This is a genomic window from Allofournierella sp. CML151, assembly GCF_027853465.1.
GTDB lineage: Bacteria > Bacillota > Clostridia > Oscillospirales > Ruminococcaceae > Allofournierella.
Genome location: NZ_JAPNNW010000006.1, coordinates 38,408 through 61,436 on the forward strand (window position 1 = coordinate 38,408; position 23,029 = coordinate 61,436).

The following is a 23,029-nucleotide window of genomic DNA, read 5'->3' on the forward strand; positions in this document are numbered from 1 at the left end:
GATGCGGCTGGACAAGTTCGTTGCCCAGAGCCTGCAGCTGCCCCGCAGCGCGGCCCGCACCCTGATTACAAAGGGCCGGGTCACGGTGGAAGGCAAGGTCTGCAAAAAGGCTGATACCGCCCTTTCCGGCGCGGAAACGGTGGCCGCCGAGGGCAAGCCCCTCAGCTGCCAGCAGTTCGTGTACATTATGCTCAATAAGCCCAAGGGCGTGGTGAGCGCCAGCACCGACAAACGGGACCGCACCGTGGTGGACCTGCTGGAGGGAGCCTTCCCCCGGCGGGAGCTGTTCCCGGCGGGCCGGCTGGACAAAACCAGCACCGGCTTTGTGCTGCTCACCGACGACGGGGCCTTCGCTCACGCCATCCTCTCGCCCCGCCGCCACGTGCCCAAGACCTACCGGGTGGAGCTGGATACCCCGGTCACCCCGGCCATGGTGGCCGCCTTCGAGGAGGGTGTGACCCTGGCGGACGGGGAGCGGATGCAGCCCGCGGGCCTCATCCCGGACCCGGAAAACCCCCTTGCCGCCACCGTGGTGCTGCGTCAGGGCGTCTATCACCAGATCAAACGGATGTTCGGCGTGCTGGATGCAGGGGTCAACGAGCTGCACCGGCAGGCCATCGGGGGGCTTTCGCTGGACCCGGCCCTGGCCCCGGGCCAGTGGCGGCAGCTTTCCGCCGAAGAGCTGCAGCAGCTTGCGCCCGGCCTTGCCCCGGGCGGCGAAAATGCCTGAAAATGGCTTTGTGAGGCCGTTTTTTTGCAGTTCTTTCAAAGAACTTACACAATTTTGTCGTAGGCTAAAAGGGTGCCTGAGCCCCGGATTTTTGGCCGGTATTCAAAATTACACAATAAATGGCAGAAAAAATCGTTGAAATATGTTGCAAAAGTATATTCCCTTGTGTAAAATATACACAGAGAGCCTGTGCAATTGTTCAAATATCACAAAGCTTATTGTGGAAAACATTCAAATAAAAGGGGAGCGTATTATGGCAAACAGAGTGTTTCAGGGTGTTGTCTACCAGATGAAGGACGCCATCAATCGGGTGGTCGGTGTGGTGGATGAAACCGGCACCGTGATTTCCTGTTCCGATCTGAACATGATCGGCGAGGTGCGGGACGGCTTTGTGGCCGAGCGCCTGGCCGGGGACTGCTTCGTCAAGGACGGCTGCAGCTATCATCAGTTCAGCTCCAACAAACACAACGACTACGCCGTGTATGTGGAAGGCACCGACGAGACTGCCGCTCAGTTTGCCAGCCTTCTCGCCATCAGCCTGCAGAGCATCAAGCAGTACCACGACGAGAAGTTCGACAAGGCCAACTTCATCAAGAACGTGGTGCTGGATAACATCCTGCCCGGCGACATCTACGCCAAGGCCCGCGAGCTGCACTTTGCCACCGATGTGTCCCGCGTGGTGTTCCTGATCCGCGTGACCAGCGGCACCGACATCTCCGCCTACGACGTGGTGAGCAGCCTGTTCCCGGACAAGCAGAAGGACTTCGTGTTCAACATCAGCGAGACCGACACCGTGCTGGTGAAGGAGATCAAGCGGGGCATCGACCAGAAGGATCTGGAAAAGCTGGCCTCCAGCATCGTGGACACCCTGTCCGGCGAGCACTACATCAAGGCCACCGTTGGCATCGGTACCCCCATTGCCAACGTGAAGGACCTGGCCGCCAGCTTCAAGGAGGCTCAGGTGGCCATGGAGGTGGGCAAGGTGTTCGACACCGAGCAGTCCATCATCAGCTACGATAACCTGGGCATCGCCCGCCTGATCTACCAGCTGCCCACCACCCTGTGCGAGATGTTCCTGCGCGAGGTGTTCAAGCAGGGCAGCATCGAGAGTCTGGACAACGAGACCCTGTTCACCATCCAGCGCTTCTTCGAGAACAACCTGAACGTTTCCGAGACCAGCCGCGGCCTGTTCGTACACCGCAACACCCTGGTGTACCGCCTGGAGAAGATCAAGAAGCTCACTGGCCTGGACCTGCGGGAGTTCGACGACGCCATCGTGTTCAAGGTGGCACTGATGGTAAAGAAATATCTGAGCGCCAACCCGGCAAAATACTGATTGCGCGCAGGCCTCTGTGCCTGTGCCGGGCGGCGATGTCTGCCCATGGGCCGGCCGCTATGCCGCGCCGCGGTGCCGTTTTCGCACTGCGGTGCCGGTTGTTTGCGCCGGCCCTCGTTTTGTAACAGCGAAACAGCAAGCAAAAAAAGGAAAAACAGGCCGCACACCGGCGGCCATGCCGCCCGCAGCCGGGCGGCGTATGGGGAGAAAAAATGATTGTATTTGACCGCGTTTCCAAGGTGTACCCCGGGGGCAACACCGCACTGAAAAATGTGAGCCTTCACATCCAAAAAGGCGAGTTCGTGTTTGTTCTGGGCCATTCCGGCGCGGGCAAATCCACCTTCCTCAAGCTGATCCTGCGGGAGGAAAAGGCCACCAGCGGCCGGGTGTTCGTGAACGGCAAGGACCTGACCCGCATGAAGGAGAGGGATGTGCCCTACCTGCGCCGCAACATGGGCGTGGTGTTCCAGGACTTCCGCCTCATTCCCAGCATGACCGCTTACGAGAACGTGGCCTTCGCCATGCGGGTGACCAACATTCCCGAAAAGAAGATTGCCAGCCGGGTGCCCTATGTGTTCAGCCTGGTGGGCCTTTCCGAAAAAATGGATAAATACCCGGACGAGCTTTCCGGCGGCGAGCAGCAGCGCGTGGCGCTGGCCCGGGCTCTGGTGCACAGCCCCCAGTTGATCATCGCCGACGAGCCCACCGGCAACATCGACCCGGAGCTGAGCATCGAGATGATGGAGCTGCTCAGCGCCATCAACAGCGTGGGCATCACCGTTGTGGTGGTTACCCACGAGCATGAGCTGGCCCGCCACTTCAGCAAGCGGGTCATCACCATTGACCACGGCAACGTGATCGGCGACTCCCAGAACCGGCAGAACGCCGGGGAAGACGCAGGGGAGGTGGTCCTGTGAAGTGGTCCAGCTTTAAATACCTTGCCCGCCAGGGCCTTCACAACATGATCAACAACCGGTTGATGAGCTTTGCCAGCGTGGGTGTGCTCACCGTCTGCCTCATTATCACCGGCGTTGCGGGCCTGTTCACCGCCAACATGAACAGCCTGATGCTCTATCTGCGCAGCCAGAACGAGGTGGTCGTCTATCTGGACGAAAACCTGGACGACGCGGGCCTCGCCTCGGTGGACAGCGCCCTGCGTGCCATCAGCGGCCTGAAGGAAGTGACCTACGTTTCCAAGGACGAGGCGCTGGACCTGATGCGGGATTCCATGGGCGACAAGGCCGACCTGTTCGATGTGTTCGAGGGCGAGGAAAACCCCTTCCTGGCCAACTACAAGGTGGTCCTGCAGGACGTGGGCCAGATGGATGAGATCGTACCCCAGTTGGAGAGCATCTCCGGCGTGGTGGATGTGAACGTGCCCACCGGCCTGTCCGACCTGGTGGTGAACATCCACAAGGCGGTTACCGTGGTCAGCGTGGGCCTTGTGGTGGTGCTGGGCTTCGTGAGCATCGTGGTTATCAGCAACACCATCCGTCTCACCGTGTTCGCCCGCCGCAAGGAGATCAACATCATGAAGTACGTGGGCGCCACCAACGGCTTCATCCGCCTGCCCTTCTTTGTGGAGGGCATCGCCGTGGGCCTGATCGCCGGGCTGATCTCCTCGGCCATCGTGCTGGGCGGCTACCAGCTGCTGCTCATCTACAGCGTGGATTTCCCCGCCTTCTGGGGCAGTATTCTGAACGATGTGCTGCTGGGCATGAACCAGATCTGGTGGAAAGTGCTGGTTGCCTTCCTGGCCTTCGGCAGCCTGATCGGCAGTGTGGGCACTGCCACCTCCATCCGCAAATACCTGCACGTATAAACCGCGATCCGCGGCCGGCCGGCCGCGGGCGCCAGCAAAAGGAGCGATTCTCATGAGCAAGCAACTTCGGGCACCCTGGCGGCGGGCGCTGTGCGGCGCGCTGGCTGTGTGCATGGCTGCCGTATGCGGCGGCGCGGCGGTAAACGCCGACTATAAATCCGACTGGGAGAAGGCCGAGCAGGAGCTGAAAAAGGAAGAGCAGGTCCTTCAGCAGATCCAGAACGAGAAGAACAAAGCCGAGCAGCAGAAGAAGAGTCTGGAAAACCAGCAGACCATCATCATCAGCCAGATCAACGATACCATCGACCAGATCAACCAGAAGAACAGCGAGATCGCCATCCAGCAGCAGGCCATCGCGGATCAGCAGGCAGTGATCGACGAGCGCTGGGCGGACTTCAAGGAGCGCATGCAGGCCATGCAGGTGATGCAGGATACCGGCGCCGTGGCGGTGCTGGCCAGCGCCCAGAGCCTGTACGATCTGCTCACCTACTCCGACAACCTGCAGCGCATCAGCGAAAAGGACACCGAGATCCTGCAGGAGATGAACGACGAGAAGGCAAAGCTGGAGGAAGAGGAGGCCGCTCTGGAGGCAGCCAAGGCGGATCTGGAGGACGCGAAAGCTGCCCTGGACAGCAAGGAAAACCAGCTGGCCGCCAACATCCAGGCCCAGAAGCAGACCATCAGCGACAAGGAGGCCGCGGCCCAGGCCCAGGAGACCGTGGTGGCCGAAAAGCAGAAGAAGGCCGATGAGGCCGAGAAACAGTTCCAGGCCTGGGTGGCCAGCCAGGCCTCCACCGGCAGCGGCGTGTGCGCCGAAGGCTTCCGCTGGCCGCTGGACATTGCCGGCCGGGTGACCACCGAGTTCGGCGCCACCCAGAACATCAACGGCGTGATCCAGACCGGCCACAGCGGCATGGACATCGCCGCTCCCTACGGTACCCCCATCAAGGCCGCCCATGACGGCGTCATCTCCTCCACCACCGGCCACTGGAGCTACGGCAACGTGGTCATGGTGGACAACGGCGACGGCGTGACCACCCTGTATGCCCACATGAGCAGCATCGCCGTGGGCGTGGGCCAGTCGGTGAAGCAGGGCGACGTAATCGGCTATGTGGGGTCCACCGGCAACTCCACCGGCAACCATCTGCATTTTGAAGTGCGCATCAACGGCGTGAAGCAGAACCCCCGCAACTACGTGGCGTTCTGATCACCGCCCCAACCAGGAAAGGAGCCCCATGAAGGACAATAAAAAACTCGTTCGTACCGTGAGCCTGGTGCTTGCCGTGCTCATGGTGCTCACCATTTTCAGCTCCATGGCGATCCAGATCGCCTATCTGATCTGACCGGCAAACGCCACGGAGGAAACGCAAGACCATGAACAAAAAGATTTCCATCAGCATGGCGCTGACCATCGCCATCATCGCCATGACGGTGACCTTTTCCATCACCATGATTCTGGCACGCCAGATGTTCGACGCCACCATCCCTTCCGTTAAGGAAAAGGAGAGCATGTACAGCAAGATCGCCGAGCTGGACAAGTACGTGCGCGCCAACTACTACGGCGACATCCAGGACGCTACCCTGAACGACATGATGGCCTATGGCTATGTGCTGGGCATCGGCGACAAGAACGCCAGCTACTACACCGCGAAGCAGTACGCCGAGCTGGTGGAGGTGCAGAACGGCAACATCATGGGCATCGGCGTGGACGTGGTGAAGGATTCCTCGGGCTACGCCCGCATCACCAAGGTCTACGATTCCAGCCCCGCCTCTGAGCTGGGCCTGCAGGTGGGCGGCTTCATCACTGCCATCAACGGCGGCGAGGTGAAGGGCCTGACCGCTGCCAACGTGACCGCTCAGCTGCAGGGCGAGGCGGGCACCGAGGTCACCGTGACCTACATGGCGCCGGACGGCACCACCGCCGACCATACCATCAACCGCAGCCGCTACACCATCCCCAGCGTGGAATACCAGATGCTGGGTGAGAGCTACGGCTATATCAAGATCTACCGGTTCGACGGCACCACCCAGAGCACCTTCAGCAAGGCGGTGGAGGACCTGCAGAACCAGGGCGCCAAGGCCCTGGCCTTCGACCTGCGCGACAACGCGGGCGGCCAGATGGACGTGGCGGTGAACTGCATCGACCAGCTGGTGCCCGAGGCGGACATCGTGTTCGCTGAGGACAAGAACGGCCAGCAGACCCTGCTGGGCTCCAGCGACGAGAGTCATGTGGATCTGCCCATGGTTGTGCTGGTAAACAGCGGCACCGCCAGCACCGCGGAGCTGTTTGCCGCCAGCCTGCGCCAGCTTTCCGGCGCGCTGCTGGTTGGTACCACCACCGCGGGCAAGGGCACCATCCAGGCGGAGCCCTACCGCATGAGCGACGGCAGCGCTGTGGTCATCACCACCGCCAAGATGCTCATCTCGGACAAGACCAGCTTTGACGGCACCGGTTTGACCGTGGATGTGGAAGTGGCAGCCAAGGCTGACGGCAGCGACACCACTCTGGTGAGCGTGGAGGAGGATACCCAGGTGCAGAAGGCACTGGGTGTGGCGCAGACCATGAACGGCGGTACCACCACCGATGACACCTCCAGCAGCGCCGCCAGCGGCGACGCCTCCGCCAGCGGTGACACTTCTGCCAGCCAGAGCACCAGCGAGGGCGGTGAAGCTGTCAGCAAGGGTGCGGATTCCGCGGCCCCGGCCAGCGAAAGCACCGACGGCGAATAATCCCGAATACGATCCCGCAGCGCTCCGGCGGCCCGTGTAGATGGGCCGCGGGGCGCTGCTGTCTGCCCGGGCAAAGGTCCGGGCGGGCGCAACACAAACAGAAAGGCGGGACCCTATGCCCAATTTAACGGATATTTCCACCATCCGGGACCTGTGCGCCCGGTATGATTTCGCACTGTCCAAGGGGTTCGGGCAGAACTTCATCGTGAACCCCGGCATCTGCCCCAAGATTGTGGAGGCCGCGGGCATCGACAAGAGCTGGGGCGTGATCGAGGTGGGCCCCGGCGTGGGCGTGCTCACCAAGGAGCTGGCCCTGCGGGCGAACAAGGTGGTGGCCATTGAGGTGGACCAGCGCCTGCCGCCCCTGCTGGCGGAAACGCTGGCCGAATTTGATAACGTGGAGATTCTTTTGCAGGATGTGCTGAAGGTGGACCTGGCCGGGCTGATCCGGGAGAAATTTGCCGGAATGCCGGTGGCTGTGTGCGCCAACCTGCCCTACTACATCACCAGCCCCATCCTGATGCGGCTGCTGGAGGAAAAACTGCCCATCCAGCACATCACTGTCATGGTGCAGAAGGAGGCGGCGGACCGCATTACCGCCACCCCGGGCACCCGTGAGGCGGGCGCCATCAGCTATGCGGTGGATTATTACGCGAAGCCCCGGCTGCTGTTCGCGGTGCAGCCCGGCAGCTTCTATCCGCCGCCGAAAGTGACCAGTGCGGTGATCCAGCTGCAGGTGCGCGAGCAGCCTGCGGTGCAGGTGGAGGACGAAGCGGGCTTCTTCAAGCTGGTGCGGGCGGCCTTCGGCCAGCGGCGCAAGACCGCGGCAAACTCCATCAGCAACGGCATGGGCCTGCCCAAGGCAAAGGTGGCCGCTGCGCTCCAGGCGGCGGGACTGAGCCCCACCGCCCGCCCCGAACAGCTGACGCTGGAGGACTTCTGCGCGCTGCAGAAGGCGCTGGCCGAGGCAAAATAAGCGGCAGACTCAAACGGAAGAACATTGCCGCCGGACCTCTGAAACGGCAAGAAAAGAGGCCCGGCGGCAAAAATCGTCTTGCGTGCGGGAAGTTTTTTTGGTATAATATTTCTTGCTGAATATGCTGGTGTAGCACAGCTGGTAGTGCAGCTGATTTGTAATCAGCAGGTCGGGGGTTCGAATCCGTCCACCAGCTCCAAAGGGAAAAACCGCAGTACTACAAGGAAAATCCTGTGTACTGCGGTTTTCTTTTGCACTCCGAAGAGGCGTATTTTTTAGAGAATGGTCAACTTTTGGTCAACTTTTTCCCAAAACGCGCCCGCTGGGGCCTGTTGCATTCGCTTCACAATATCGCAAGTCGTAATGCCAATAAAAAGGCCCGCCGGGACTTATCCTGACGGGCTTCTCTTTGTATCGCTCAATTTGTTAGCAGAGCCGAAATGTTGTCATAGGTTGCGGCAAGTTCCAAACCGTGTAGTGTGTAATACTTGAATGTGTCGTAGCGTTCACCAATGCCGTACAGGCCGGAAGCCTTTGACTTCCCAAGCCGATCGGCGAATTGGAGCGCGTCTTTGGTGAAGTGTTTGGCTGCTTTGGCCGCTGGTACGGCATCGGAATGCCCTATGATCATTGCCTCCCGGTCGAAGATCCGGCGAACATCCTCTTTTGTCATAGTTAATTCTCCTTTGATTCACTTTTCAAGCCCTTGCGCGAACGCCGCGACTATTCTTGCGAATGTCACGTCGTTCCGGCGCAGGATATAAAGAAGGTCTAAGAGCCGCTGGTCTGCACCGCTGCGGGCCAGCAGTTCGATGGCTTGTTTGATGGCTTCTTTGTTCATAATGCCCTCCTTTATGCAATCGTGAACCGGCGGACGGTCTGGGGCTTGCAGAACATGGCATACAGGCGCTTGTGGGCCGCTGCAAATGCCTTGCTGTCAAAGCGGTTGCTGGTCACTTCCTTGTAGCGGGCTGTGGCATCGTCAACCTGCATTTCATCCACCCCGGCGGCATCCATGTGGGCCTTGATCCGGTCGGCCACAGCAGCCTTTTGCTTCTCCAGCTGGGCAATCTGGGCGGCGATTTGCTGGTACTCATTCATTGCTTTGCGCAGTTCAGTCTTTTTCATGCGGAAACTTCCTTTCATTGTGGAGCCGCCCGGCGGTCATCTTCCTGACTATTGCCCGTAGGTTCACAGGGATATGGGCCGCCGCTTGCGGGCGCTTTCGGCTGCCCGGCGGCTGGGTATTCACTTGCATTTCGTGTGCGGTTCTGATACAATGAAAGCAGCAAGGGAACCTATTTAGTTGGTGCTAGGTGGTTTCTGCTATGCGGTTATCTGTTGGCGCAGGTAGCCGCTTTTTTGTATCTGTCGAACCGTTCAAGCTGTTTGCTTCTGGGAAGCTGTTCAAACTGCTTGCTTGTCATGCCGGCCTCCTTTCCGGCTCCCTTGCTGTGATTATATTATACTACATGTACCCATGTATATCAATTGACGCATTACACAAACATGTACCCATGTATCTGTATGCTTTTACATGTACACATACACGAAAATGTGGTATAATAGAGCTGGAAAGGCGGTGTTTAAAATGTCGATAAGTGAAGCCAGAAAGCGCGCAAATCAAGCGTATATCGATAAGCAGGATGAAATCAAAGTTAGAATGCCAAAGGGCCGCAAAGCCGAAATACAGGCCCATGCAGAGGCTATGGGCGAAAGTCTCAACGCTTTTGTTGGGCGCGCCATAAACGAGGCTATGGAGCGGGATAGCTCCAGCCCCGAGAAGTAACAAAAAGCAGGAATGCCCCCTCCATTGCCTATGTGGCTCTGGTGGGGGTGTTTTTTCTGATCCGCCGGGCAGTTTGGCGAAGCTGTGCAAGATAGACAGCATGTCGCTTTAGTCGATGCACCGTAGCAGCGGCAGAAATGCCCTGTTTTCGGCTTTTTGATTGCAGGCGGCAAACTATATTCAAACGAGGGGAAAGCGCCCACAGCGCGCATAGCAGGCCACACAGCATGTCACAAACCCCCGCGCGTATCGTGTCCAGAAACTCCGCGCGCGTTATCGTGTTGCAAAACTCTGAAAGAATAAAAAAGCCGCCCGGCGGGTCGTTCAACCATTGCTGGGCGGCTTGCTTTATGCCCCCTCTATCAAAAAGCGGGGCGGGGCTTATGTAGACCGGCGGGTGAAGGGGAATTTTCTTCTCCGCGCATATAATGGCTTTTTGGAAAACGCAGAGCTTGCCCGGTGTCAGTACCCCCTTTAGCTGAATTCAGGCTCAGAGATGGAAAAATCTACCCACGCCAGTAGGAATTAGATTTTTCCGCCGGTGCGCGGGTGGGGGGGGACAGGCTGCCATGCAGCGTTCAAGCATTTTGGCTGTGCCATTTTGGCATAAACCTTGTGCCATTTTGGCATAAGATTGCCCCAAAAACCGGCTTTTTTCTGCGTATCTTGTGCCATTTTGGCATAAGCGTTCAACGTTTCACCGTTGCGCCCTTATGCCATTTTGGCACAGTATCTTATATATAGCCATATCAGGGCTTTTTATTTTGCGCTTTTTAGCTTCCAGCCGATAGTGAATTCATACTCGCTTGCGGTTCTGGTAGTGCGCCCGCTGTTGCAGGAAATAAAACCGGCGGTCACAAGCTCTTTAACGTTCCTTACAAGCGTTCTTTGTGGGATTCCATAACGTTCGGCGGTTTTTCGTGTGAACTCAAAGCAGCGCCCGCCCTTTGCCTCTATTGTCATGGATATGTAGCACCACCTTGCACCGGGAGTCAGGGCAATGAACTCGGGGGATTGGGCTAGGTCTGCATATATCTGGACAAAAGGGAGCGGCTGTCCGCCGGGGGATTTCCCGACGCTTTTGCCAGTGACCCAAAACGGGGGGTCAACTTTCCTCTTTTTCCCCATCGTTTAAAAGCTCCATTTCCATCTGCCCGATAGGAACGCCCAAAGAACGGGCTACCGGTTGCAGCGCCTTTAGCGTACACATGGCCCGCGCCCGCATCACATTGTAAAAGGCTTCCCGTTCCTTTTGGGCCTGCTCCTTATCAAGGCCGGGCAGGAAATAGCCGCCTCGCCCGCCGGGCATATAGAGTATTTCGGCCCCGGCGGCGCGTTCTATCGCGATACAATGGCGCAGGCCTCGCGGTGTGGTGTTTATCATGCCACACAGAGCATCGGCAGACGTGGCGTTTTCCTGACCGTGTTTAAGATAATCTTCTATTCTTACCATTGAATTACCTCCATTTGGTGTGGTAAACTGGAGGCGGTGAAATTGTGCCGCATCGCATTTTTCCACCGCCGGGCCGTTCTGGATGTTGCAGCATCCTGACGGCCTTTTTTCTTGCGTGTTCATTCTATGATCCTCTGCATGCCGCCGGGATTTATCGGCTCCGGCTGATCGCCTGTATCCAGATAGCGGGCCAGACTGTCCAGATTTACCAAAATGCGGCGGCCCGCATTGATGTGTTTGACCTGCCCGGCGGCTACCAATTGCCGGACACGATAAACTGCAAGACCTGATACGGCGGCCGCCTCCTTGATGGTCGCCATTCGAGGAAATTGAATAGTATTGCTCATCTTTTGTCCCCTTTCGCGTGCAAGATATTGTATTGACAATGCAACTATTACTTGGTATTATTTGATTAAAGCTATAATTGCTTGCCTTAACTTTACAATAGCACACGGTGTGAGAAATAGCAATTATATTTTGCGAAGAATTGGAAATAAGCAAGTATAAATTGAATGATGGAAGTGAAACAATGGCAAAATCAAGCAAGACTGTACTTTTAAATGTTGGCCTGCGCATAGATCAAGAAATGAAGAAAAATGGGTTCACGGCTGCACAGCTGGCAAATAAATTGGGGATTTCGCGGCAGGCAATTGACAATTATAGAAATGGCGATTCTGAGCCGCCTATATCGAAGTTGTTAAAGATGGCGGATTTATTCGGCGTTACTGTTGATTGGCTTTTGTGCAGGGAGAACGCGGTTAGAACGCTTGATATAGACAAAGCAGCAGTTTGCCATTATACAGGGCTAACAGAGGGCGCCGTCGAGGTTCTACACGGTTTTAAGCTAGCGTCAATGAATCCGCACATTGTAAACGGAATAACGTACAAGAGCGCGTTTAATTGGATTGATGTAGACGATAAGGATTCAAAGGCAGTGCTCGCATACCTGTCAAGAGCAATTGAAACAGACACACTTGCAAAAATTTGGGTCGCAACGTATAAGGCGGCATCCATAGATGCCGAAGGAATTGAAAAAATCGAATCGGCGAAAACCGATGAACAGCTTCACGCCGCAATGGGGGAAGCCGATAAAAAGCACACGGAGGCGGAGCTGGAGAGATACCACGCAAGAATAGAACTTGATCGATATTTTGAAGCCCTGATAGCAAGTGCCCGGAAATACGAAGAAGTGATGGGCGAGGCCGAAAGGCGCTCTTGTAGCTTAAATAAGCAAAAGAAGGTGCTTTAAATGGCAAACATTCAGAAACGGACAACCAAAGATGGCAAGACCACTTACAGAATCCGCGTATATGCCGGAGAGGCTCAGGACGGCAAAAAGATCCTGAAGAGCATGACCTATTGCCCGGCGGACGGCATGACGGCCCGACAGATTGAAAAGGCTGTGCAGAAGGCGGCAATGGAATTTGAACGCCAAGTGCAGCAGGGCGGGCTTGTGGCTGATTCGATGACGGTTGACGAACTGTTTGAAAAGTGGTTCAAGGAGTATGCGGAACCGCAGCTAAAGCCCCACACGGTCAGCGACTACCGAAAATTAGTGCCGCGCATTTCTGCCGCTTTGGGACATATCAAGCTAAACAAACTGCGGCCCGGCCATATTATGCAGTTTTACGCCCAGCTGCAAAAGTCTGGTATCCGATTGGATGGCAAATACAAGGCGAATCCTGCCTTTATTGCCTTATATCCAAAGGGAAAGCGCAAGGCCCTTGTGCAGGCTGCGGGCATCGCAGAAAGCACCGCAACGCGGATATGGGCAGGGGAGCGCACCAACCTGCAAACGGCCCAAAAACTTGCACAGGCCGCCGGGGTGCCGTTCTCCAAAGCATTCACAAACGTTTCGAAAGATGAAAAACTGTCAGGCAACAGCGCGCGGCATTATCACCGGTTGTTGTCCAGTGTGTTTAATACGGCGGTGCGGTGGCAATTGATGCAAGAAAACCCCTGCGCCCGCGTAGATTCGCCCAAAGTGGAGACCCCAGATGTGCAATATCTGGATGAATCCGGCATTGCAAAGCTGTTGGCAGCTCTGCCCGATGCTCCCACGCAGTATAGCGTGATTGTGCAGCTTGCCTTGTTTACCGGTTGCCGCCGGGGCGAACTGTGCGGCCTGCGGTGGTCTGATATTGACCTATCCGCCGGATTGCTGGCCGTGAATCGGACGCTGGAGCCGGTGGACGGCAAAGGGCTATTGTTCTCCACGCCTAAAACAAAAAAGAGCTGCCGCGTTATAAAACTAGACGATAACGCGGTTCAGCTCTTGCGGGATTATAGAAAATGGCAGTTGTCGGAGCGGTTGCGCATAGGCTCCAAGTGGGCGCGAAAGGTGTGCATTTTGGGTGAGACGGTGGACAATGACCTGTTGTTTACCAAATGGGACGGGCAGCCTATAGACCCCAACAGCGTGACAAGCTGGTTCCCGCGCTTCCTGCGGGATCATGATTTGCAGCCGGTGCGCTTTCACAGCCTGCGCCACTCAAACGCTGCCTTGCTGATCGCGGCCCATGTGCCGGTCACGACTGTGGCCGGGCGGTTGGGTCATGCACAGGTAAGCACCACCACGAACATATATGCCGGGTTTATCCGCTCCTCTGATGCAAAGGCGGCGGATGCCCTGGGGGAAGCGTTTACCCGAATTCTAGACGCAGAAATAGGCTAAAATGCCCCGGCGGGAATATGTGTGCCCCGCCGGGGTTTTTGTTGGCGATGGTCAACTTTTGGTCAACTATTCTGCAAAGCAATGCAGTACAGCACGGAACGGCAGAACAAGAAGAATGGCTCTATACAGCGATATATTGAACGGCACCCAAAAGCGCAAAAGCTAAAATGTGCAATTTGTAATCAGCAGGTCGGGGGTTCGAATCCGTCCACCAGCTCCACGTCGGAATGGACTCCGCTCCATTCAAAAAGCCCGGTCGAAAGACCGGGCTTTTCTCATATCGCTGTGTCATTCCTCCTTCTCCCCACGAAACTTTGCTTTGCAAATTTTCGCGGGGGCCCCGGCAGGGTGTGGCGCCCTGCCCGATGGACTTTGGTCCGTGCAAAAGCCCCGGTCGAAGGACCGGGGCTTTCTTCATCCCTGCGTCGCTCCTCACTTCCCCATGAAACTTTGCTTTGCAAACTTTCACGGGGGCCCCGGCAGAAAGCTTCGACAGAGGCTTGTCGATTTTTCCTTATTCACTCTTCACTGAACCGACAGAGTCGATTTTTGGAAGGGAAGAGTGAATAGTGAAAAAGTAAGGTGTGCCGCATGCTGCAAATGCTTGCGGCGCATTTTTTATATCAGGCCGCGTTTCTCTTCCAAATTCCGTGCGAGTTTGCTATAATAGCCCTCAAACAGACCTTTTTGCACCCGAGCATGAATGGAGGCTTTTTCCATGAAAACAGCGTGTGTGGACATCGGCGGTACTTATATTAAAACGGCGGTTCTGGAAAACGGGCAGCTGAGCGCTTTGCAGGAAACGCCCACCAATGCGCCCGCCGGAGCGCAGAAAATGCTGGAAACCGTGGCGGGGCTTGTGCGCGGAATGCCCGGCGTGCAGTGTATGGGCATTTCCACCGCCGGTGAGGTAGAGCCGCAGACCGGCCGCATCCGGTTTGCCTGCAACATTCCCGGTTATACCGGCATGAACCCGAAACAGTTGCTGGAGCAGCAGCTGGGCCTTCCTGCCGTGGTGGAAAACGACGTGAACGCCGCCGCTGTGGGGGAATATGCCTTTGGTGCGGCCAGAGGAATGAAGGACTTTCTGATGCTCACCTTTGGCACCGGCATTGGCGGAGCGGCCTTTTTGAATGGCCAGCTCTACCGGGGCGGTTTGGGCAGCGCCGGAGAGTTCGGCGGCCTTATTACCCACCCGGAAGCGGTGGACCCGGCCAGCCAGGGAACGGGCAGCTATGAGCGCTACGCCAGCACAACCGCCCTGGTGAAACGGGTGAGTGCCCGGTTCCCGGAGCTTACCGACGGCCGCGCCATCTTCGCCCGGCTGGAGGACCAGGATGTGCGGGCCGAGGTGGACGGCTGGATCAGCGAAATCAGCTATGGTCTGGTGTCGCTCATTCATGCCTTCGATCCCGAAGCGGTGGTGCTGGGCGGCGGCGTGATGAAACAGGAATACATCCAGCAGCAGCTGAACGGACGGCTTCAGGCTTTGCTGAAGCCCAGCTTCCGGGGCTGCCGCCTGATTCCGGCGCAGCTGGGCAACCAGGCGGGCCTGATGGGCGCGGGGTACCTGGCAAACCGGCAGGCCGGGCTGGAATGACAATGCGCGTTATAATCAAAAAAGGAGGCGAAGGAATTTGCCGGATTTATATGTGATGTTTTCCCACACCAACACCGGGATGGGCCGGATGATCCGGGCGGTGACCAAAAGCAGCTATAACCATGTGTCCATCAGCCTGCGGCCGGATCTGGCGGTTTGCTATTCCTTTGCCCGCCGCAACAAGCACAACGCTCTGGCGGGCGGCTTTGTGGCCGAGGATGCGGGCCGCCTGTGCGACGAGGGCGATATCCGGGTGCGGGTCTGCCGGGTGCCGGTGACTCAGCGCCAGTTCGACGCCGCCCGCAACATGCTCATGGTCTGCCGGGCACAGCCGGGCCGTACCATCTACAATACATACGGGGCCATGGCCAGCGTGGTGGGCTTTCACCTGGCGCTGCCCGGGGCCTTCACCTGCGTGGAATTTGTCAGCCGCTGCCTGGGGCTGCGGGTTATCCAGGTGCAGTCGCTGCTGCACCGGCTGGAACGGTTCGCCATCTACGAGGGCAGCTATCTGGAATACACCCGGGCCGCGGTGCAGCGGCAGGGGGAATACTTCCGCCCGCTGAGCACCGTGGATGTGGTGCGCCGTAACGCCGGGCATTTCGGCGATCTGAGTATGCGCCTGGTGTGCAAGGTTTACGGCAAGATCTGAACCGCCGCAAAAAATGCTTTGCAATGGCGTCCGGTTCTGGTATAATAAAAATATTCGAGCGGTCCGCCGCCCGTAAGGGCCATTAGCTCAGCTGGTCAGAGCTGTCGGCTCATAACCGATTGGTCCCGGGTTCAAGTCCTGGATGGCCCACCACAAGCGCCTCGCTGCTTTGCAGCGGGGCGTTTTGCGTGCCGGGGAGCTGTGTGCTATAATAAGCACGAATCGCCCCGCATAGGAATGAAACAGGGCGCGGGCCGCCCGTCTGCGGGAGCAAAAACCGCCCCTCGAAAAAGGAGTTGACCCATGATGTGGAAGAAGATGTTCGCCCTGCTCACTGCCGCCTGCCTGGCTGTGAGTCTGGCGGCCTGCGGCGGCACGCCTGCCGCGTCCCAGTCGGGCAGCCAGAGCCAGACCGGCAGCCCCATTGCAAACGACACTGGCGATGAGGCCGAAAAGCCTGCCCAGCCCGGGCGGGAATACCGGGCCATGTGGGTGAGCTATCTGGAGTGGCAGCAGTTCGACTTCTCCAGCGCCGAGGCCTTCCGGGCCGGGGCCGAGGAGATGATGGCCAACTGCGCGGACCTGGGCCTGAACACCGTGATTGCCCAGGTGCGCCCCTTCGCGGACGCGCTGTACCCCAGCCAGTATTTCCCCTGGAGCCACCTGTGCACCGGTACCCAGGGTCAGGACCCGGGCTTTGACCCGCTGGCCATTCTGATCGAAACTGCCCACGCCCAGGGCCTGGAGCTGGAGGGCTGGCTCAATCCCTACCGGGTACAACTGAACGCCAGCCTGCCCGGCCAGCTGGCCGAAAATAACCCCGCCGTCACCAGTTCCGAGCTGGTCAAGCAGGCGGGGGAAGGGCTGTACTTCGACCCCTCCAGCGAAACAGTGCGTCAGCTGATTGTGGATGGCGTGACCGAGATCGTAACGAATTACGATGTGGACGGCATCCACTTTGACGACTATTTCTATCCCACCACCGAGGCCTCCTTCGACGAGGCGGAATACGCCGCCTCCGGCACCAGCCTCAGCCTGGAGGACTGGCGGCGGGACAACGTGAACCAGCTGGTGAAGGCGGTGTACGACGCTATTAAGGCGGTAAAACCGGAGGTTCGGTTTGGGATCAGTCCTCAAGGGAATATGGATAACAATTATAACGGACAGTATAGCGACGTGGCTCTCTGGCTGAGTACACCGGGCTATGTGGATTACATACTGCCTCAGCTGTACTGGGGCTACGGCTACACCACCTCCGGCGGGCAGACCCGCTTTGCCTTCGAGAATATCACCAAGGAGTGGGCCGCGCTGGAGCGGGCCGAGGGCGTTGCCCTCTACTTCGGGCTGGGGGCCTACCGCATCGGCGACGGAGACGGCGGCAACTACGACAACGCGGTGACCCAGTGGCAGAGCGGACGCAACCTGGCGGATATGATCGCCACCGGCCGGGAGGTTGGAGCGGACGGCTATGTGCTTTACCGCTACGACTTTTTGTTCCACAACGGCAGCTGGGCGGACCTGGCCGCCAGCGAGTGCGCGGCCATCCGGGCGGAAAACCAGGTGGCGGAATAACAAGGAAAAAGGAGAGGAGCAGATTGATGCAGCCTGATTTGAATTGGCTCGTGGACCCGGAGGTCTTTGCGGTGGGGCGCTTGCCCGCCCACTCGGACCACCGCTGGTACCAGACCGAGGCCGAGCTGGCCCAAAAGACCATGACCCTGCGCCAGAGCCTTGACGGGGAATGGCAGTTCGCCTACAGCCCGAATCCCGACGCCCGGCCTGCGGATTTCTGGCGGGAGGAGGCCGACCGGTCCGCCTTCGGCCGCATCCAGGTGCCCGGTCATGTGGAGCTGCAGGGCTACGGCCAGATCCAGTACATCAACACCATGTACCCCTGGGATGGCCGCAGCGGTCTGCGTCCGCCCCAGATCGACTGGAACGACGCGCCGGTGAGCAGCTATGTGCGCCGGTTTGACCTGGACCCGGCGCTGGCGGGCAAGCGGGTCTGTATCTGCCTGGAGGGGGTGGAGCAGGCGTTCTACCTGTGGCTGAACGGCCAGTTCATCGGCTACAGCGAGGACTCCTTCACCCCGGCCCATTTTGATCTGACCGAGGCCATCCGCCCGAAGGATAACCTGCTCTGCGTGGAGGTGCACAAGCGCAGCAGCGCGGGCTGGCTGGAGGACCAGGATTTCTTCCGGTTCAGCGGCATCTTCCGGCCGGTGTACCTGTACGCAAAGCCGGAGGTCCACGTGGAGGACCTGTGGCTGCGAGCGGGCCTTGCCGGGGACAACACCACCGGCACCCTGGCCCCCCGGCTGCGCCTTTCCGGCGCGAGCGAGGGCGCGGCGGTGGAATGCCGGGTATCCGACCCGGCGGGCCGGGTGCTGTTCGAGGGCCCGGTGGACCCCAGCGGAGCTACGGACATCCGCCTGCCCGGCGTGCAGGCCTGGGACCATGAGCATCCGGTGCTGTATTCGGTGCTGTTCACCGTGAAAAACGCCGCGGGGCGGGTGGTGGAGCTGGTGCCCTATGCCACCGGCTTCCGCCGCTTTGAACTGAAAAACGGCCTGCTGCTTTTGAATGGTGAGCGGGTGGTGTTCAACGGCGTGAACCGCCACGAGTGGAACGCCGAGCGGGGCCGGGCCATCACCGACGAGGATATGGACCGGGCCATGGATACCTTCCGCCGGGCCAACATCAACGCGGTGCGCACCTGCCACTACCCGGACCAGAGCCGCTGGTATGACCTGTGCGACGAAAACGGCATCTACATGATCGACGAGACCAACCTGGAAAGTCACGGCTCCTGGCAGAAGCTGGGCGCGGTGGAGCCCAGCTGGAACGTGCCCGGCAGCCTGCCCCAGTGGAAGGAATGTGTGGTGGACCGGGCCCGCTCCATGTTTGAGCGGGACAAAAACCACACCGCCATTCTGTTCTGGTCCTGCGGCAACGAGTCCTACGCGGGCGAGGACATTCTGGCCATGAGTGAGTTTTTCCACGAAAACGACCCCGGCCGACTGGTACACTACGAGGGCGTATTCCACAACCGGGAATTCGACCGCATCAGCGACGTGGAAAGCCGCATGTACGCCACCCCCCAGGATATCCGGGAATATCTGGAGGCAAAACCGGCCAAGCCCTTCCCGCTGTGCGAATACATGCACGACATGGGCAACAGCCTGGGCGGCATGGAGAGCTACATCCAGCTGGGTGAGGAATTTGACCAATATCAGGGCGGTTTTATCTGGGACTACATGGATCAGGCCCTCTGGCGCACCGACAGCCTGGGCCGCCGGGTGCTGGGCTACGGCGGCGACTTTGGCGAGCGCCCCACCGACTACAATTTCAGTGCCAACGGCATCGTGTTTGCGGATGGCAGCGAAAAGCCCGCCATGCAGGAGGTGCGCTACTGGTACTCCACCCCGGAGCAGCGCGCTGCCCATGACGAGCAAAACCGCCGGGCGGCAGAGCAGTCCGCCCGTCAGCTGGCCGCGGAGCAGCAGGAGCGGGCAAGCCGGGCCGAAGCTACGCCGGACCTGACCGTCATCGAGGGCGACGTGAACCTGGGCGTGCAGGGCAAGGACTTCGAGGTGCTCTTCTCCTACGTGGAGGCGGGGCCGGTGTCGCTGGTCTCCAAGGGCGTTCAGTGGCTCTACCGGGCCCCCCGGCCCGCGCTGTGGCGGGCTTCCACCGAAAATGACATCGGCAACGGCTTCGCGGCGAAAAGCGCGGCCTGGATGGCGGCGGATGCCTTTGCCCGCTGCACCGGCTGGACGGTGCGGGAAAAAGGCCCGCGCAAGGTGGAGATCGCCTATGTCTTCGCCTTTGCCGCCGTGCCCGGCGCGAAGGTGGAAATTGTTTACACGGTGAATGCCGCCGGTACCCTGCGGATGAAGGCGGAGTTCACCGGCGCGCCCGGCCTGCCCGAGCTGCCGGTATTCGGTGTGCGGCTGGTGCTGCCCGAACCCGCGTCGGCCATCGGCTGGACCGGCCTTTCCGGCGAGACCTATCCGGACCGGAAGAAGGGCGGGGTGTTCGGCCGCCATACCGAGATCCCGCACATCCCGGATTACCTGGTTCCTCAGGACTGCGGCGTGCACATGGACACTCACCGGTTCACCCTGGAGCGGCGGACCGCGGGCCAGGCGGACGCAGCCCGCCTGGAGGTGTGCATGGAGGGCGAGCCCTTTGCCTTCAGCGCCCTGCCCTATACCGCTCAGGAGCTGCAGAACGCCGATCATCGGGAGCAGCTGCCGGCCACCGGCCGTACCGTGGTCACGGTGATGGGCGCGGTGCGCGGCGTGGGCGGCATTGACAGCTGGGGCGCGGACGTGGAGCCCGCCTACCGGCTGAGTGCCGAGCGGGATTACCGGCTGGAGTTTGCCGTTCAGCTTGGATAAGCGGGATACAAACGGAAGAAGCAGCCTTCTTCGCCTCCGAAAACGGGGCGGGGAAGGCTGCTTTTTTCTGCCTGCTTGTAAGCCGGTGGGTTTTGGATTATAATAAAAAGGTATCCACCCATCGGCTGCTCCCCGGTTCCACGGGCTGCGGCCGCGGGAACACTGAATCAAAACCGGACTTACGGGCGGCCCTTCGGGCCTGTGCCCGCGAAACGGAGGACACAATTATGAAACGAATGAAATCCCTGCTTGCCCTGGGCCTTGCGCTGGCCATGGCAGCATTTTGCCTGACCGGCTGCTCAAGCAGCAGCGAGGAAGAGGCCGAAAGCGAGGCTGTGGAGGAGATGTACATCGCCTCGCAGGCGGGCGGCAGCATTACCTGGCCGGAAGACCTGGACACCACCGCTGCCTTTGCCAGCCAGCTGGATGAGGCCAGCGGCACCCTGTATGTGGTGTTCAACAGCGTGCAGAACCGGTTCACCAACTACTTCACCCCGGCGGGCGATTCCATCACGGTGACCAGCTACGCCACCAGTGAGAACGAGAACGCCACCAATCAGTATCTGGTGACCCTGTGGGAGGAGACCGAAAGCGGCCGCGCCTATGTGAACGGCCACACCATCGAGTTTGCCACCGGCGGCGACTGCGCCAGCGCCACCTTCGACGGCCTGACCCCCGGCAAGAACTACAAGATCGGCATTGCCTACATGAGCGGCACCTACCGCATCAGCGGCGGGCTGAGCGTGAGCGGCCTGTCCGGCGCGCAGGCCCTGGATGTGGAGAACACCGAGGCCGCCTGAATCACAGCAAATAAAAATCCCCTTTCCGCCTGGAAAGGGGATTTTTTTGTGGTCAGGAGCCGCTTTCCTCCGGCTCGGGGGAAAGGCCGTAATACTGGCGGATGGCCCGGTAATAACAGCGGGCGGCCAGCTGGCAGCCCTCCGGCGAGGCGAAGGCCTCCAGGTCCGCCTCATTGGTGATGAAGCACTGTTCGGCCAGCACCGAGGCACAGCCGGTGCTGTTCACCATGGCGAAGCTGGGGTAGCCCTCCGGGTTGGTGTCGCTGCGCTCCCGGATGATTCGCTGGTTATTCTCGTCGTAATAGGCGTAGCGCACGCCGCCGTCGCCCCGAAGGCTGGCCCCGGCGGCACTCATCTCGGCGGTGATGAAGTCCGCAAAGCGCAGGCTGTTCTTGTTGTACTGGTTGCCCGGCGGGGCGGGGAAGCACTCAAAGCCGCTGGCCTGGCCGGTGCCGCCGTCTGAGTTCATGTGGATGGACAGTGAGAGAGTGGCATCCGAGCGGGCCACCCGTTTGGCCCGGTCGGCGGCGGGCAGGTCCTCGTCCCAGTCCGAGCAGCACATCACCGGAGTGATGTCCGGGTCGGCCTCCAGCAGATCCCACAGGGCCTGGGCGGTGGCCTGGGTCAGGTCACACTCCCGCACGCCGTTCACGCCGATGGCGCCGGTGTCCGAGCCGCCGTGGCCCGCGTCGATGGCCACGATGCGGGCCTGTTTGGTGGGGTCGTCCTCCCGCTGGGCGGAAAAGCGGGCAAGTGCGATCCAGAACGCACCGGCCAGCAGCACCAGGGCGAGGATGGGGGCCGCCAGCCGGAGCAGCGGCGCCCGCTTTCTTCTGCGCCGCCGGGGGCGGCGAAGGGTTGCAGTTGGCATAAAAAATGGTCCTTTCCCGAAAAAAGTCAAAAACAGTCGTCTTTTATAAGACGAAAAAGATCCCCCGGTCATTTCGTTTTGAGGCAAAAAAGCCCGGCCTTCGGCCGGGCTTTTGCCCCCGAGGGGCGATAAGGAGGAGTTGAACCAGCAAACATTGAATCAGCGCAGCACCACCGCGCGGCTGCCCATGGCGGTGTAGATGCTCTCGAACCGGTCTCGTTCGATGACGGAATCGCCCTGCATGGGGTCCGCCAGATAGCACTGGGTTTCGTCCATGCCGGTGAGCACCACGCAGTGCAGGTTGCCGTAGGGGGTGTAGGTGCTGCCATCGGGGAGCGTCCAGGTGAAGGAGGTGTTGAACCGGGGCTGCTCGTAGTCCTGGGTGAACCACACCGCCACCGGTGTGCCCTGGCGCAGCAGCTTTTCCAGCCGGTCCATATCCGCGCCGGTCTCGCTTTGGGCCCGCAGGCTGGAGCCCTGGTCCCGCAGCCAGGCGTTGGCCGCCTCGATGATGGGGCCCTCAAAGCAGTACCAGCCGTTCGACGAGCTGGCGGGGTCGCCCGCATAGGCCTGCTCCGGGTCCGGCCCGTAGCGGTTGGGGCCGCTGTAGCTGAAACTCTGGCGGGGCAGATAATCCACCCCCAGGGAAACCAGGTCCACTGAATAGCCATTGTACTCCAGCAGGGTGGCCAGGCTCGCCGCCTCGCAGCCGTTGGGCAGCGCGGGCTCCTGGAGCACGGTCTGCACCGTGAGCATGCCGCTTCCGTCAGAGGCGGGGGCGTCGGCTTCGGGCGCGGGGGCCGGGTTGGCGATGAGCTGCCCGGAGGCCAGGCTGCCCAGCGAGACCAGCATCCGGTTCTGGGCCAGCAGATCGAACACCGAGAACAGCGCCGCGGCACAGAGGGCCAGCACCATCAGCTTGCCCAGCAAGGCGGCCAGCGCGTGCCGCCGTCTGCGGCGGCGGGCCGGAGCATGGGCGGCAGCGGGCCGCCGGTAAACGGTGGGGGCGGGCGCCGCTGCCCGGGCACTTGCCTGCCGGGGCTGGGAAGGGGCAGGCGGGCGGCGAACCACCCGGCGCTGCGCAGGCAGGGAAGGTGCACAGGCCGCCGCGGAATAGACCGGGCGACGGGCATTTTGAACGGAAAGAGTACGGGCGGCCATGGCGGCGGACCTCCTTTTTCAGCATTTGCCTA

General features: G+C 59.8%; 23 protein-coding genes and 2 tRNA genes. 17 read left to right on the top strand and 8 right to left on the bottom strand.

The annotated features are described in order from the left end of the window. Position 1: 1 nt before the first annotated feature. The 8 genes from PH256_RS06080 (at position 2) to PH256_RS06115 (ending at position 7,793) form a co-directional block, all read left to right on the top strand. Positions 2-730: a pseudouridine synthase gene (locus PH256_RS06080; protein WP_270913400.1), complete on the top strand. Its 729-nt coding sequence runs from the start codon at positions 2-4 to the stop codon at positions 728-730. 253 nt (positions 731-983) lie between these two features. Next, positions 984-2,066, top strand: a complete 1,083-nt coding sequence (locus PH256_RS06085; protein WP_087183159.1) for a PucR family transcriptional regulator — start codon at positions 984-986, stop codon at positions 2,064-2,066. A 212-nt stretch (positions 2,067-2,278) separates the two neighbouring features. Further along, entirely contained in the window at positions 2,279-2,983 is a 705-nt protein-coding gene (ftsE, locus tag PH256_RS06090; RefSeq protein ID WP_087183160.1) for a cell division ATP-binding protein FtsE, read from the top strand. Then, positions 2,980-3,888, top strand: a complete 909-nt coding sequence (gene ftsX, locus PH256_RS06095) for a permease-like cell division protein FtsX (protein ID WP_270913401.1) — start codon at positions 2,980-2,982, stop codon at positions 3,886-3,888. Before ftsE ends, ftsX begins: the two co-directional genes overlap by 4 nt. 52 nt (positions 3,889-3,940) lie before the next feature. Beyond that, positions 3,941-5,095 carry a murein hydrolase activator EnvC family protein gene (locus PH256_RS06100; protein ID WP_270913402.1) on the top strand — a complete coding sequence of 385 codons (1,155 nt, stop codon included), beginning with the start codon at positions 3,941-3,943 and terminating at the stop codon, positions 5,093-5,095. Positions 5,096-5,262: 167 nt separating this feature from the next. Then, positions 5,263-6,618, top strand: coding sequence for a S41 family peptidase (locus tag PH256_RS06105; RefSeq protein ID WP_270913403.1), 1,356 nt, complete (start codon positions 5,263-5,265; stop codon positions 6,616-6,618). A gap of 115 nt (positions 6,619-6,733) precedes the next feature. Further along, positions 6,734-7,594, top strand: coding sequence for a 16S rRNA (adenine(1518)-N(6)/adenine(1519)-N(6))-dimethyltransferase RsmA (gene rsmA / locus PH256_RS06110; protein ID WP_270913404.1), 861 nt, complete (start codon positions 6,734-6,736; stop codon positions 7,592-7,594). Positions 7,595-7,717: 123 nt separating this feature from the next. Further along, positions 7,718-7,793 (top strand) — tRNA-Thr (locus PH256_RS06115). Positions 7,794-8,012: 219 nt separating this feature from the next. Here PH256_RS06115 and PH256_RS06120 read toward each other — a convergent pair. From PH256_RS06120 to PH256_RS06130, 3 genes are read right to left on the bottom strand one after another with little or no spacing between them, the layout of a single operon-like run. Then, positions 8,013-8,267: a hypothetical protein gene (locus PH256_RS06120; RefSeq protein ID WP_270913405.1), complete on the bottom strand. Its 255-nt coding sequence runs from the start codon at positions 8,265-8,267 to the stop codon at positions 8,013-8,015. An 18-nt stretch (positions 8,268-8,285) separates the two neighbouring features. Further along, a complete protein-coding gene (locus PH256_RS06125) occupies positions 8,286-8,435 on the bottom strand; it encodes a hypothetical protein (RefSeq protein WP_270913406.1) in 150 nt (49 codons plus the stop codon). Between the two features lie 11 nt (positions 8,436-8,446). Then, positions 8,447-8,722, bottom strand: a complete 276-nt coding sequence (locus PH256_RS06130; RefSeq protein WP_087293226.1) for a hypothetical protein — start codon at positions 8,720-8,722, stop codon at positions 8,447-8,449. Between the two features lie 463 nt (positions 8,723-9,185). Here PH256_RS06130 and PH256_RS06135 point away from each other — a divergent pair, with 463 nt between their 5' ends. Continuing rightward, positions 9,186-9,383: a hypothetical protein gene (locus tag PH256_RS06135; RefSeq protein WP_270913407.1), complete on the top strand. Its 198-nt coding sequence runs from the start codon at positions 9,186-9,188 to the stop codon at positions 9,381-9,383. Between the two features lie 525 nt (positions 9,384-9,908). On the opposite strand, the gene PH256_RS06140 is transcribed toward PH256_RS06135, so the two are convergent. From PH256_RS06140 to PH256_RS06150, 3 genes are all read right to left on the bottom strand, one after another. Beyond that, positions 9,909-10,076 carry a hypothetical protein gene (locus tag PH256_RS06140; protein ID WP_270913408.1) on the bottom strand — a complete coding sequence of 56 codons (168 nt, stop codon included), beginning with the start codon at positions 10,074-10,076 and terminating at the stop codon, positions 9,909-9,911. Between the two features lie 412 nt (positions 10,077-10,488). Then, positions 10,489-10,959 carry a hypothetical protein gene (locus PH256_RS06145; RefSeq protein WP_270913409.1) on the bottom strand — a complete coding sequence of 157 codons (471 nt, stop codon included), beginning with the start codon at positions 10,957-10,959 and terminating at the stop codon, positions 10,489-10,491. Beyond that, positions 10,956-11,156 carry a helix-turn-helix domain-containing protein gene (locus tag PH256_RS06150; protein ID WP_270913410.1) on the bottom strand — a complete coding sequence of 67 codons (201 nt, stop codon included), beginning with the start codon at positions 11,154-11,156 and terminating at the stop codon, positions 10,956-10,958. The genes PH256_RS06145 and PH256_RS06150 overlap by 4 nt, the downstream gene beginning before the upstream one ends. Positions 11,157-11,365: 209 nt before the next feature. Here PH256_RS06150 and PH256_RS06155 point away from each other — a divergent pair, with 209 nt between their 5' ends. The 8 genes from PH256_RS06155 to PH256_RS06190 all read left to right on the top strand — a co-directional run bounded on the left by PH256_RS06155 (position 11,366) and on the right by PH256_RS06190 (position 20,965). Next, positions 11,366-12,085, top strand: a complete 720-nt coding sequence (locus PH256_RS06155; RefSeq protein WP_270913411.1) for a helix-turn-helix domain-containing protein — start codon at positions 11,366-11,368, stop codon at positions 12,083-12,085. After that, positions 12,086-13,510, top strand: coding sequence for a site-specific integrase (locus PH256_RS06160; RefSeq protein ID WP_270913412.1), 1,425 nt, complete (start codon positions 12,086-12,088; stop codon positions 13,508-13,510). It begins immediately after the preceding gene. A gap of 718 nt (positions 13,511-14,228) precedes the next feature. Next, positions 14,229-15,110 (top strand): ROK family protein, encoded by an 882-nt coding sequence (locus PH256_RS06165; RefSeq protein WP_270913413.1) that lies wholly within the window; start codon positions 14,229-14,231, stop codon positions 15,108-15,110. Positions 15,111-15,147: 37 nt separating this feature from the next. Continuing rightward, positions 15,148-15,762: a hypothetical protein gene (locus PH256_RS06170; RefSeq protein WP_087183166.1), complete on the top strand. Its 615-nt coding sequence runs from the start codon at positions 15,148-15,150 to the stop codon at positions 15,760-15,762. A gap of 76 nt (positions 15,763-15,838) precedes the next feature. Continuing rightward, positions 15,839-15,915: transfer RNA gene (locus PH256_RS06175), tRNA-Ile, on the top strand. Between the two features lie 150 nt (positions 15,916-16,065). After that, a complete protein-coding gene (locus PH256_RS06180) occupies positions 16,066-17,334 on the top strand; it encodes a glycoside hydrolase family 10 protein (RefSeq protein WP_270913414.1) in 1,269 nt (422 codons plus the stop codon). A gap of 38 nt (positions 17,335-17,372) precedes the next feature. Then, a complete protein-coding gene (locus tag PH256_RS06185) occupies positions 17,373-20,165 on the top strand; it encodes a glycoside hydrolase family 2 TIM barrel-domain containing protein (RefSeq protein ID WP_333766293.1) in 2,793 nt (930 codons plus the stop codon). 227 nt (positions 20,166-20,392) lie between these two features. Beyond that, entirely contained in the window at positions 20,393-20,965 is a 573-nt protein-coding gene (locus PH256_RS06190; protein WP_270913416.1) for a hypothetical protein, read from the top strand. Between the two features lie 52 nt (positions 20,966-21,017). On the opposite strand, the gene PH256_RS06195 is transcribed toward PH256_RS06190, so the two are convergent. Both PH256_RS06195 and PH256_RS06200 read right to left on the bottom strand, forming a co-directional pair. After that, positions 21,018-21,836 (bottom strand): N-acetylmuramoyl-L-alanine amidase family protein, encoded by an 819-nt coding sequence (locus tag PH256_RS06195; protein ID WP_270913417.1) that lies wholly within the window; start codon positions 21,834-21,836, stop codon positions 21,018-21,020. A gap of 159 nt (positions 21,837-21,995) precedes the next feature. Beyond that, a complete protein-coding gene (locus PH256_RS06200; RefSeq protein ID WP_270913418.1) occupies positions 21,996-22,997 on the bottom strand; it encodes a C39 family peptidase in 1,002 nt (333 codons plus the stop codon). Positions 22,998-23,029: the final 32 nt, after the last annotated feature.